The organism is Actinomadura madurae, from assembly GCF_047130825.1.
Taxonomy (GTDB): Bacteria; Actinomycetota; Actinomycetes; order Streptosporangiales; family Streptosporangiaceae; genus Spirillospora; species Spirillospora madurae.
The window spans coordinates 4,090,580-4,101,997 of sequence record NZ_CP083237.1; the positions used below are offsets into that span (position 1 = coordinate 4,090,580).

The 11,418-nt window shown below is 72.5% G+C and carries 12 protein-coding genes; 7 read left to right on the top strand and 5 right to left on the bottom strand.

Annotated elements, in window-relative coordinates:
* Nucleotides 1-45 precede the first annotated feature (45 nt).
* Both K8Z49_RS18485 and K8Z49_RS18490 read left to right on the top strand, forming a co-directional pair.
* Nucleotides 46-1,647: a class I adenylate-forming enzyme family protein gene (locus K8Z49_RS18485; protein ID WP_218163795.1), complete on the top strand. Its 1,602-nt coding sequence runs from the start codon at nucleotides 46-48 to the stop codon at nucleotides 1,645-1,647.
* 33 nt (nucleotides 1,648-1,680) lie between these two features.
* Entirely contained in the window at nucleotides 1,681-2,187 is a 507-nt protein-coding gene (locus tag K8Z49_RS18490; RefSeq protein ID WP_412519983.1) for a DUF4240 domain-containing protein, read from the top strand.
* 13 nt (nucleotides 2,188-2,200) lie between these two features.
* On the opposite strand, the gene K8Z49_RS18495 is transcribed toward K8Z49_RS18490, so the two are convergent.
* Nucleotides 2,201-3,004: an SDR family oxidoreductase gene (locus K8Z49_RS18495; protein ID WP_412519985.1), complete on the bottom strand. Its 804-nt coding sequence runs from the start codon at nucleotides 3,002-3,004 to the stop codon at nucleotides 2,201-2,203.
* Nucleotides 3,005-3,192: 188 nt separating this feature from the next.
* On the opposite strand from K8Z49_RS18495, the gene K8Z49_RS18500 reads away from it, so the two are divergent.
* From K8Z49_RS18500 to K8Z49_RS18510, 3 genes are all read left to right on the top strand, one after another.
* On the top strand, nucleotides 3,193-3,960 hold the full coding sequence (locus K8Z49_RS18500; RefSeq protein ID WP_412519987.1) for an SDR family oxidoreductase: 768 nt from the start codon (nucleotides 3,193-3,195) through the stop codon (nucleotides 3,958-3,960).
* An 89-nt stretch (nucleotides 3,961-4,049) separates the two neighbouring features.
* Nucleotides 4,050-4,982 (top strand): NAD-dependent epimerase/dehydratase family protein, encoded by a 933-nt coding sequence (locus tag K8Z49_RS18505; RefSeq protein ID WP_075023152.1) that lies wholly within the window; start codon nucleotides 4,050-4,052, stop codon nucleotides 4,980-4,982.
* Nucleotides 4,979-5,926, top strand: a complete 948-nt coding sequence (locus K8Z49_RS18510) for an RNA polymerase sigma-70 factor (protein WP_021595391.1) — start codon at nucleotides 4,979-4,981, stop codon at nucleotides 5,924-5,926. Before K8Z49_RS18505 ends, K8Z49_RS18510 begins: the two co-directional genes overlap by 4 nt.
* Here the strand turns inward: K8Z49_RS18510 and K8Z49_RS18515 are convergent.
* The gene (locus K8Z49_RS18515) at nucleotides 5,883-6,443 is read right to left on the bottom strand and encodes a Type 1 glutamine amidotransferase-like domain-containing protein (RefSeq protein ID WP_181663114.1); all 561 of its coding nucleotides are present in this window, start codon (nucleotides 6,441-6,443) and stop codon (nucleotides 5,883-5,885) included. The genes K8Z49_RS18510 and K8Z49_RS18515 overlap by 44 nt on opposite strands.
* Before the next feature lie 180 nt (nucleotides 6,444-6,623).
* Here K8Z49_RS18515 and K8Z49_RS18520 point away from each other — a divergent pair, with 180 nt between their 5' ends.
* On the top strand, nucleotides 6,624-7,037 hold the full coding sequence (locus K8Z49_RS18520; RefSeq protein WP_276330237.1) for an ATP-binding protein: 414 nt from the start codon (nucleotides 6,624-6,626) through the stop codon (nucleotides 7,035-7,037).
* A gap of 11 nt (nucleotides 7,038-7,048) precedes the next feature.
* Here the strand turns inward: K8Z49_RS18520 and K8Z49_RS18525 are convergent, their stop codons facing one another.
* Together K8Z49_RS18525 and K8Z49_RS18530 are read right to left on the bottom strand one after the other, a co-directional pair.
* Nucleotides 7,049-8,191, bottom strand: coding sequence for an epoxide hydrolase family protein (locus K8Z49_RS18525; protein WP_412519991.1), 1,143 nt, complete (start codon nucleotides 8,189-8,191; stop codon nucleotides 7,049-7,051).
* 2 nt (nucleotides 8,192-8,193) lie between these two features.
* The gene (locus K8Z49_RS18530) at nucleotides 8,194-9,612 is read right to left on the bottom strand and encodes an AAA family ATPase (RefSeq protein WP_412519993.1); all 1,419 of its coding nucleotides are present in this window, start codon (nucleotides 9,610-9,612) and stop codon (nucleotides 8,194-8,196) included.
* 145 nt (nucleotides 9,613-9,757) lie between these two features.
* On the opposite strand from K8Z49_RS18530, the gene K8Z49_RS18535 reads away from it, so the two are divergent.
* Nucleotides 9,758-10,678, top strand: coding sequence for a 3-oxoacyl-ACP reductase (locus K8Z49_RS18535; protein WP_075022984.1), 921 nt, complete (start codon nucleotides 9,758-9,760; stop codon nucleotides 10,676-10,678).
* A gap of 10 nt (nucleotides 10,679-10,688) precedes the next feature.
* Here K8Z49_RS18535 and K8Z49_RS18540 read toward each other — a convergent pair whose 3' ends face one another.
* Nucleotides 10,689-11,297, bottom strand: a complete 609-nt coding sequence (locus tag K8Z49_RS18540; RefSeq protein WP_021595399.1) for a TetR family transcriptional regulator — start codon at nucleotides 11,295-11,297, stop codon at nucleotides 10,689-10,691.
* Nucleotides 11,298-11,418 lie beyond the last annotated feature (121 nt).

Below are 11,418 nucleotides of genomic sequence, written 5' to 3' on the forward strand. Positions count from 1 at the left end.
GTGCGGCGGCTGAGAATGAGCCCGGCGGCGAGGAGGAGGGTTCCGATGGAGATCGTCCGGAAGCTGACCGGTCCCGGGGGCGCGTTCGAGCTGCGGGAGGAGGACGTGCTCGGCGCGCGGATTCCGGTGTTCGCCAACCGCGCCCGCAGCCTCGGCGAGGTGCTCGCCCGGTCGGCCCGGTTCGGCGACCGGGACTACGTCGTCACCGCGTCCCGCCGGCTGAGCTTCGCCGAGCACGCCGCGGCCGTCGCGTCCATGGCCAGGGCGCTGCGGGACGACCTCGGCGTCCGCCCCGGCGACCGCATCGCGATCGACGCGGCGAACAGCCCCGAGTGGATCGTGGCGTTCTGGGCGGCGATCGCCGCCGGGGCCGTCGCGGTCGGCTACAACGCCTGGTGGGCGCCGCGCGAGATCGAGTACGCCCTCGGGCACACCGACCCGAAGGTCGTCATCGCCGACGAGAAGCGGGCCGCCCTCATCTCCGAGGACGTGCTGACCATCGAGAGGGACGTCCCGTCGCTGACGGGGCGCTACCCCGGCGCCGTCCTGGACGTCCCGGACGCCGCCGAGGACGACCCGGCCGTCATCCTCTACACCAGCGGCACGTCAGGGCGCCCGAAGGGGGCCGTCCACTCGCACCGGAACCTCACCTCGGTGATCGAGTACCACCGGTTCAACGACGCCGTGCTCCGCGAGTACGGCGACGACCCGGCCGCGCGGCGCTACCTGCTGGCGCTGCCGCTGTTCCACATCGCGTGCCTGCACAACCTGGCCGTCCCGCGGCTCGCCACCGGCACCGCCGTGGTCATGCACGAGGGCGGCTTCGACGTGGACTCCGTCCTCGGCCTCATCGAGAAGGAGCGCGTGACGAACTGGGGCGCCGTCCCGACCATGGCTAGGCGGATCGTCGAGCACGGCGGCACCGGGAAGTACGACCTGTCGTCCCTCACCGCGTTCGCACTGGCCACGGCCCCGTCCTCGCCCGCGTTCAAGGCGCGGCTCCAGGCCGCCTTCCCGCCCGCGAAGGGCGGCATGGTCGACAGCTACGGGCTCACCGAGTCGTGCACCGCCATCTCCACCGCCACCCCCGCCGACCTGGCGGAGGATCCCGGGACGCTCGGCCGCCCGATCATCGGCGTCCAGGTGGAGATCCGCGACGCCGGCGGCGCGCCGGTCCCGGAAGGGGTCGAGGGCGAGGTCTGCGCCCGGAGCGCCTACACCATGGTCGGCTACTGGCGCGACCCCGAGGCGACCGCCCGCGCGCTCGACGCGGACCGCTGGCTGCGCACCGGCGACATCGGCCTGGTCGAGAACGGCCGGCTGCGGCTCACCGCCCGCCGCTCCGACCTGATCATCCGCGGCGGGGAGAACGTCTACCCGGCCGAGGTCGAGAACGTCCTCGCCGAGTACCCGGGCGTGCGCGAGTGCGTCGTCATCGGCGTCCCGCACCCCGACCTCGGCCAGGAGGTCGCGGCCGTCGCGGTCTTCGCCGGCCCGGCGCCCGCCGCCGAGGACCTCGCGGCCTTCGCCCGGGAGCGGCTCGCCTACTTCAAGGTCCCGAGCCGCTGGCACATCACCGGCGACCCGCTCCCCCGCAACGCCACCGGCAAGGTCCTGCGCGCCCGGGTCGAGGCCTGGATCTCCTGACGGATTGTCGGCGGTCTCTGGTTGGCTTCCGCCATGGACCGAGAACGCTTCTGGGACGTGATCGAGGCGGCGTGGGCGCCGCTCGGCGCCGAGGTCGGCGCGGCGCGGCGGGCACTGGCGACCCGCGACCCTGACACCGACGTGTGGGCGATGCCCGAGATCTCCGTGGTCACGAAGGCCCTGGACGCGTTCCTCGGCAACCTCCGCGCAGCCGCCCGCGACCTGCCCGCCGACGAGCTGACCGACCTCGACCGGGTGTGCGAGCGCCTGCTCTACGACATCGACCGGGCCGACGTCCAGGCGGTGACGGACGGTTCCGACGACGGTTTCCTCTACGCGCGCGGCTTCATCGTCGCGATGGGCCGCGACTTCTACACCGCGGTGACCGCCGACCCCCGCATGGCCGTGCTCGACGGCGACTGCGAGGCGATGTGCTACTTCTTCGCCCACCTGCACAACGAACGCTTCGGGACGTTCCCCGACACCGGTTCGGGCATCTCCCGCGAGTCCTGCTCGAACCCCGCGGGCTGGCAGGCCTGACGCCGACGCGCCCCTACCGACCGGCGGACGCCGCGGCCGGCTCGCCGGCCTCGCGCCCCAGCCGTTCGGACAGGAAGTCCTCCCAGGTGCGGGCGCCGTGGTCGGCGCCGTCCAGCGCCAGGTTGTCACCGGCGCGGTAGGCGCGGCCCGCCTTGCCCGGGATGCGGACGGGCAGCATCGGACGCCGCCGCCCGCCGCGCGCCTCCAGGTATCCGCGGACGAGGTCGTCCAGGCCGTGGACCCGCGGCCCGGCCAGGTCGGGGACGCGTCCGGCCGGTGCGCCGAGCGCCAGTTCCACGAGCCGCTCCGCGACGTCGCGGGCGTCGACGGGCTGGAAGCGCAGCCCGCCCGGCTTCGGCACGACCGGCAGCTTCGCCATACTCCGCACCATTTTCAGCACCAGGTCGTGGAACTGGGCCGCGCGCAGGATCGTGTAGGGCACCCCAGAGCCGATCACAGCCTGCTCCACCTCCAGTTGCGTCCTGAGCCAGGCCAGCGGCACCCGGTCGGCGCCGATGACCGAGATGAGCACCAGGTGCTTCACGTCCGCCTGCGCCACTGCCCGCATCAGGTTCTGGGCGGCCACGTCGTCGCCCTTGTTGCCGCCCGCCAGGTGGACGACGGTCTCGACCCCGTTCACCGCGGCCGCGATCCCCTCGTCGTTCACCAGGTCGCCGGTCACGTACTCGATGCCGCCGGCGGGTTCCCGCGTGCGCCTGCTGAGCACCCGCAGGTCCCCCCCGGCGGCCCGCAGCAGCGGGACGACGTGGCTCCCGAGCGTGCCCGTGCCACCGGTGACCAGGATCGTTGCCGTCATGTTTCCTCCTCATCGCGGTTCTGCCCCAAGGACGGCAGTGCGGCTCGGGAAGTGACATGCCGGCCTGAACGAGGGATGTGGTCGTCGTCACGCACCTCCGGATGTCACTGGTGGCCGGGCTGACTCGTCTCGGGTCGCGACAACGGGTTTCGAGCGGGACCCACGCTCTCCGAAAGCAAGGAGCGACCATGAACGAGCAGGCGACGCACCGGAAGGTCGCGCTGGTCACCGGAGCGAACAAGGGGATCGGCCGCGGGGCCGCCGAGCAGCTCGCCGAGCTGGGCATGACGGTCCTGGTCGGCGCCAGGGACACGCGGCGCGGCGAGGAGGCCGCCGCGGCGCTGCGCGCGGCGGGCGGCGACGTGCACGCGATCGTCCTGGACGTCACCGACCGGGCGACCGTCCAGGAGGCCGCGCGGTGGATCGAGGAGCGCTTCGGCCGCCTCGACGTCCTGATCAACAACGCCGGCATCACCGGCTCCGGGCAGGTCTCGCCCGAGGACGCCCACGACCAGGTGCCGAGCACCGTCGACCTGGACATGGTCCGGGCGGTGTTCGAGACCAACGTCTTCGGGGTGATCGCGGTGACCAACGCCATGCTGCCGCTGCTGCGGCGGTCACCGGCGCCGCGCGTCGTGAACGTCAGCAGCCACGCCGCGTCGATGACCCTCCTCAGCGACCCGGAAGGCCCCATGTCGGTGCTGCTGCCGTCGGCGGCGTACTCGCCGTCCAAGAGCGCGCTCAACGCGCTGACCGTCCAATACGCCAACGAGCTGCGCAAGGACGGCGTCCTCGTCAACGCGGCCGCCCCCGGCTTCGTCGCCACCGACGGCAATGACCACACCGGGTACCTCACGGTCGCGCAGGGCGCGGCGGTCCTGGTGCGGCTGGCCACGCTGGGTGCGGACGGCCCGACCGCCGGGTACTTCAGCGAGGAGGGCCCGCTCCCCTGGTGAGGGCGCGCCCGGCCACCTGGATGTCACAGGTGGGCCGGGCTGTCTCGTCTCAGGTCTGACAACACTTTCCGACCGCGAGGAGGATGGTCATGCGGGTGTTCGTAGCGGGTGGAACCGGCGTTCTCGGGCGGCGGTTGGTGCCGCTGCTGGTGGAGCGCGGCCACGAGGTGACCGCGACCACGACGAGCGCGTCCAAGCTGGACGTGGCGGCGCGGCTCGGCGCCGAGGGCGTCGTGATGGACGGGCTGGACGCGGCGTCGGTCGGCGAGGCCGTCGCCAAGGCGCGGCCGGACGTCATCGTCCACCAGATGACCGCGATCTCGGTCGCCCACGCGGGCAAGGCCGACATGAAGCACATGGACCGGTGGTTCGCCGGTACCAACCGGCTCCGCACCGAGGGAACGGACCACCTGCTGGCCGCGGCGGACGCGACCGGCGTGACGCGCTTCGTCGCGCAGGCCTACGCGTCCTGGAACGGCATCCGCGAGGGCGGCTGGGTGAAGACCGAGGAGGACCCGCTGGACCTGATGGCGGGGACGCCGGCGGAGCCCGGGATGGCGGCGCTCGCCCACGTCGAGGACGCGGTCACCCGGGCGGGCGGCACCGTCCTGCGGTACGGCTGGTTCTACGGGCCGGGCGCCACCGGCGACCTGGTCGAGCCCGTCCGCAAGCGGCAGTTCCCGATCGTCGGGGGCGGCGCCGGCCACTGCTCGTTCATCCACCTGGACGACGCGGCGCTCGCGACCGTCCTCGCCGTGGAGAAGCAGGTGAGCGGGGTCTTCAACATCGTCGACGACGAGCCCGCCCCGGTGAACGAGTGGCTGCCCCATCTCGCCGAGTGCGCGGGCGCGAAGAAGCCGATGCGGGTCCCCGCCTGGCTGGCCCGCCCCCTGGCCGGTGACGTGGCCGTCACGATGATGACCGAGGGCCGCGGCTTCTCCAACGCCAAGGCCAGGGCGGAGCTCGGCTGGGAGCCGCGCTACGCGTCCTGGCGGCAGGGCTTCCAGGAAGAGCTGGCGTGAGGCGGGTCGAGGAGTTCCAGGAGCTGCGGCCGCTGCTGTTCTCGATCGCCTACCGCATCCTCGGCAGCGTCAGCGAGGCCGAGGACGCGGTCCAGGAGACCTGGCTGCGCTACGAGACGTCCTCGACCCGTCCCGCCTCGGTCAAGGCGTACCTGTCGGCCACCGTGAGCCGGATCTCGATCGACGTGCTGCGCTCCGCCCGCGTGCGGCGGGAGCGGTACGTCGGGCCGTGGTTCCCCGAGCCGCTGCTGTCCGACCCCTACCAGGACCCGCAGCGCTCGGCGGAACTCGCCGACTCGCTGTCGATGGCGGCCCTCCTGCTGCTCGAACGCCTCACCCCGCTCGAACGGGCGGTGTTCGTGCTGCGGGAGGTGTTCGGCTTCGGCTTCCCCGAGGTCGCCTCCGCCGTGGGCCGCTCGGAGGCCGCGTGCCGCCAGCTCGCGGTCCGGGCGCGCCGCCACATGGACGCGGGCCGGTCCCGGTTCGAGGCCGACCGCGCCGAACGCGACGAGCTCGCCGGCCGTTTCCTCGACGCCTTCCGCGACGGGGACGTCGACGGGCTCGCCGCGCTCCTCGCCGCCGACGTCCAGATGGTCGGCGACAACGGCGGCAAGGCCCCGCAGTGGGCCGACGGCTTCGCCGGCACCGAGAACGTGACCCGGGTGCTCGCCGCGCTCGCCCCGCTGTTCGCTCGGATCGAGGCACGGGTGGAGCCGCACCAGGTCAACGGCCAGCCCGGCGCCATCTTCCGCGACCGGGACGGCAGGGTGCTGAGCACCTGGGCCTTCGACGTCCTCGACGGTCAGATCCAGACCATCCGCACGGTGACCAACCCCGACAAGCTCGGCCACCTGGGCCCGGTCGGCGACGCCTGGGCCTCGTTCTACGAAGCGACCACCCTCACCGGGACCCCACCACCTCAAAACGCCCCCCGCCGACCGTGACGGCCTGATCATCATTGATCGACACCACCGGCCACCCACCCTGCTCGGCCAACCGGTCATGACGTTCTGCACGCCCTCGATTGCGATGAGGCAGCACGACGAAAGGAACAAGACCGAGCCCAGCAGTGGAGGCGACGACCCCAGGATCATCTACGTCGCGCAGCATCCGCAGATCCGGCCCGACCAGAGCCGCCCCAGCCGAAATGCCGACGTAAGCCAGAGCCCCACCGCCAACCGCGTCCACGGCGATGCGGTCGAATCCGCTGCCGCGAACATGTTGCAACAAGAACATGGGATACCCGCCGGCGACGAGCACCGCCTGAGCCCTCCCCAGGGCCCGCTGGACGTCTTCAGCCACGGCCCGTTCGAGATCGAGGTATTCGACCCCCAGCCCCTCGGCCCTGAGCAGGTCGGCGAGGGCATCAACGAACGGAGCGGACGGCAGCGGATTAGCCGCCGTGGGAATCAACACCGCCCGCCGGGGCATGGCGGGCAGCGCCTCCAGCCAGGCGGGCAAGGCTCCCAACCCCGCAGACCCCAAGAACAACCGGCGCCCCGCTCGCTCCATACCCCGCCCTCCCTCAGACGCGACGAAGCGCCCGGAGCACGTGGCGCCCAGTGACTCAGAAGGCCATGCCGCCGCACTTCACGTGAGCCACCAGCGCCGCGAACGCCCTTGAATTCGGGCGAACTGGATATGTCGTGTGTGGCGGCGCGGTCGACGGCTGGACTGGTGCGGACGCTGGTGGAGTTCCGGCTTTGCGAATGGGGGCTCACTCATATCGCCGGGGACGTTCGGCAGGTGGCCGGCGAATTGGTCGCCAACGCGGCGGAGAGCACGCCGGGCAGGGAGATCCGGGTCAGGTTCACCCGGGAGGCACGAGCCGTGACGATCGCGGTGTGGGACGCGTCCGACGCCATGCCGGTGGCGCAGCCGATCGTCGAACTGGTCCTGGACGACCTCGTCCCGGACGCGCGGGCGCTCGAACCCGGTCACGACGCCGGGATGCGCGGACGTGGCCTACCGATCGTCCAGGCGCTCTCCGCGGATTGCGGAGTCACCAGGACCGACCCCTGCGGAAAGTGGGTCTGGGCGAAAGTGGCGTTCTGACAGTGCGGTGGTCAGCGGAGCGGGCGGAAGAAGGCTGCTAGGTCGTGGGCGAGGAGGTCGGGTTCCTCGTGGGCGGCGAAGTGGCCGCCACGGGGCATGACCGTGTACCAGGTGATGTTGTAGGTGCGTTCGGCCCAACTGCGGGGCGGCTGGGCGAGGTCGGCCGGGAACAGGGCAAGAGCCGTGGGCGCGGTCACCTTCTCCACGCGGCGCGTCAAGCCCCGGTTGTACTCGTAGTAGGGGCGGAAGGACGTCCCGATGGTGCGGGTGAACCAGTAGAGGGACGCCTGTGTGAGGACGAAGTCGTCGCTGAACCGGGACGACAGGTCGCCTCCGCAGTCGCTCCACGCGCGGTACTTCTCCACGATCCAGGCGAGCAGACCGGTCGGTGAGTCGTCCAGCCCGTAGCTCAGGGTGACGGGCCGCGTGCTCTGTTCGTGCTGGTAGCCGCCCTCTTCGGCGCTCCACGCCGCGCGGGAGGCGAGGTACGCCTGCTCCTCCGGCGTGAGGCCGCCGGCGTCGTACGCCGGTGGGTCGGCCACCGCCAGCACGTGGATGCCGACCAGGGCTTCGGGGTGGGCCTCGCCGAGGCGGGAGCTGATTCCGGCGCCCAGGTCGCCGCCATGAGCGGCGTAGCGTTCGAAGCCGAGTTCGTCGTGCATCAGCCGGTGCCACAGGTGGTGCGTCTGCTGCGCCTCACCGAAGGAGGGCCGCTGCGGCGAGAACGCGAAACCGGGCAGCGACGGGACTATGACGGTGAACGCGTCGGCCGCGTCGCCTCCGTACCGCGAGGGTGCGGCCAGTCGGCGGGCCAGGCCGACCAGTTCGAGGATGGAGCTGGGCCATCCGTGTGTCAGGACGATCGGCAGGGCGCCGGCCCTCTCTCCGTCGAAGCGGAGATAGTGGACCGGTGTGCCGTCGATGTCCGCGTACCGGGACGGGAGCGCGTTGATGGCGGCTTCATGGACGCGCCAGTCGTAGCCGTTGGCCCAGTAGTCCGTCAGGCGTCGCAGTTCGCCTGCGTCGGTGCCTGCGTCCCATCCTGGTGTGGGCCATGCCGCCGGCCACCGTGTGCGGAGCAGTCGTGAGCGAAGGTCGTCCAGTTCGGCGTCGGTGACGCTGATCGCGGGCGCGGGCGTGAGGGGGGTGTGCATGATCATCCCTTCCAGGCGGCGATGACGTCCTCTGGGGTCCAGAGGAGGTCGAGGCCGTCGGTGTTCCCGCCGGAGAGGGAGACGGCGGCGAGGGCGGTCGTCGCCGGGTCCAGGCCGGGGACGTGGACGGCGGCGCGGCGGAGGGCGGCCAGGTCGTGGGAGTCGAACGGCGTGCCGAGCCATTTGATCGAGCCGGCGAACAGGATGCGGTTCGCCACGGGGGCGCGGTCCGCGCCGATCAGGTCGATCTCCGGGTCGAACCGGCGGTTCCACCAGCCGCCCACCGCCTCGGCGTCCGGCCAGGGCAGGTCCGCCCGCTCCATGGCCTGGCGGACGAGGGGCTCGACGGCCCGGCCGCGCCAGGACGTCCAGCGGCGCTCGATGAGGCGGAAACCGGCTTCGGGGCGGCCCCGGCGGGCCTGCTCGTGGGCCGCGCGGAGGGCCGCCAGGTAGAGGCGCAGGTTGCTGTCGGTGATCCGGTAGAGGGCGGGTTTGCCCGGTCTGGTGGACAGCGGCTCGTCCACCGCGAGGACGTTCTTCTCGGTGGTGAGGCGGCGGAGGAGGGGCGAGAGGGTGCCCGAGGGGAGGGCGGCGTCGCGGTTGCCGGCGGTCGCCGCGATGTTGGCGTGGGTGCGGTCGCCGGACCCGATCGCCTCCAGGACCCGGCGGGAGATGTCGGGGTTCGGGAACTCGGCCAGCAGGGACGCCTCCGGGACGCTGAACAGCGCGGCGGCCGGGTCGGCGCACTCGGCTCTCAGGAAGTCGAGCGCGGGCGTGCCGTGGGGCCACGTCCGGACGATGCCGGGCAGGCCGCCGGACACCAGGTGCGCGTCGACGGCGTCGGCGGCGTCCAGCCCGAGGGCCTCGCCCGTGTCGGCCGGGTTCAGCGGGCCGAGGACGAGGGTGTCGGCGCGCCCGTAGAAGGGCCGGTCGTAGGCGGTCAGCCGCTCCATCATGTGGAGGTCGCTGCCCAGGAGCAGGAGGAGGACGGGCTTGGACGACAGGAGCCGGTCCCATCCGGTCTGGAGCGCGCCGTCGAAGACGGGGTCCTGCTCGGCCAGCCAGGGCAGCTCGTCCAGGACGACGATGGACGGCGTGTCCGGGAGCGCCGTGGCCAGGACGCGGAAGGCGTCCGGCCAGCTGCCGTTCTCCAGGAGCGGGACGAGCTCCGGGTCGTCCGGCAGCGCCGACTCCTTCAGGTCGCGCAGGAAGGCGGCCACCGCCTCGATGGGCGAGGCGCCCTTGGTGGCCGTGGAGAAGACGTAGGGCACGGCCGCGCGGTCGCAGAACTCCTGGACGAGCCGGGACTTGCCCACCTGGCGGCGGCCCCGCAGCGCGACCGCCGTTCCCGTGCCCGTGGTGGTGACGCGCTGAAGGCGCTTGGCCAGGAGCGCCAGCTCCGTCTTCCTGCCGATGAACACCGTGACTCCACTCTACGTAGATCACATCTACATAGATCCAGCCTACATTGCTGGGCCGTGCCCGCTCAGCGGGACGTGAGCGGAAGCGGCCTGGAGGCCGGTACTAGCGTCCGGCGTGCCATCTGACATCGACACGGAGGCCTCGATGAGCGCTGACCTCTCCCTGGCGGGCCGCACCGCCGTCGTCACCGGCGCGGGCGCCGGGCTGGGCCGCGCGGAGGCCCTCGCCCTGGCGGCGCTCGGCGCCAACGTCGTCGTCAACGACATGGGGCCGGCCGCCGACGAGGTCGCCGCCGAGATCAAGAAGGCGGGCGGCGAGGCGGTCGCGGTCACCGGGGACGTCGGCGACTGGTCGATGGGCGACGCGCTGGTGTCCGCCGCCGTCGACACCTTCGGCTCCCTGGACGTCCTCGTGAACAACGCGGGCGTGCTGCGCGACAAGATGCTGTTCAACCTGTCCGAACCGGACTGGGACGACGTCGTCCACGTCCATCTGAAGGGGCATGCCGCGGTGTCCCGCGCGGCGGCGGTGCACTGGCGCGCGGCGAGCAAGGCCGCGGGCGGGCCGGTCTACGGACGGGTGGTCAACACCGCGTCGGAGGCGTTCCTGTTCGGGCCCGCGGGGCAGCCGAACTACGCGGCGGCGAAGGCGGGCATCGTCGCGCTCACGCTGTCGACCGCGGCGGGCCTCGGCCGGTACGGGGTGCGCGCCAACGCGATCTGCCCCCGCGCCCGGACCGCGATGACCGAGGCGACGTTCGCCGAGGGCACCTCCCCCGGCGGCCTGGACGTCCTCGCGCCCGAGCGGGTCGGGACGTTCGTCGGCTACCTCGCGTCCCCCGCGTCCGAGAAGATCAGCGGGCAGGTGTTCGTCGTCTACGGCGACATGGTCGCGCTGATGGCCGCGCCGGAGGTGGAGCGGAAGTTCACCGCGGCGGACGGCGTCTTCTCCGTCGAGGAGTTCGGCGAGCAGATCACGCCGTACTTCGAGCGGCGGGACGCGCGCCGGACCTACGCCGCCTACGGCGTCGCCGCGCTCGACGACACGGGCACCGGCAAGCGCTGACGCCTCCCGGTCAGGCGTTCGAGCGGGGCGCGAGGAGGAGGCGGCAGGCCAGCCGGATGTCGCCCTCGATGTCCGCCATGGACGCGCGGCCGTTCAGGCTCGACTGGAGCACCCCGTACCAGCACTGCATCACCAGCCGGACGAGGGTGACGTCCTGCGCGGTCGGCACCTCGATGCCCACGGCCCGCAGCAGGATCTCGCGGAACGTGGCGTCGATGTGGACGGTCTCGGCGACGGTCGCGGCGTGGGCGGTGTTCGACGCGTGCAGCATCGACGCCGACAGGACGGGCTGGGCCAGCAGGTGCCGACTGGCCTCGACGAGCAGGTCGGCGACGGCGTCCTCGGGGGCGGTGCCGGGCGCGGGCTCGGTGACCTGCGCGCGGAGCCGGTCGACCTGCGCGGCCATCACCCCGGTGAACAGGTGGATCTTGGACGGGAAGTACCGGTACAGGGTGCCGATCGCGACCCCGGCCGCCTTCGCCACCTCGTGCATCTGCACGCGTTCGAGGGACTTCTCGGCGCCGATGCGGGTCGCGGCGCGGAGGATGCGCTGCCGCCGGTCGTGCTGCTCGGGTGAGCTGGGCTCGGCGGACAGCCTGGCCGCTGCGATCCTCGCCACGGTCCTCCCTCCGGTCCTGGTGGCGGCCCCGCCACCAGGAACAATATCCAGAGTCGCGGCCGTACCCGCGATGCTCGATACCGGTCAGTGGGACGGTTCGGCCCGGGTCCCGGCGGGCGCG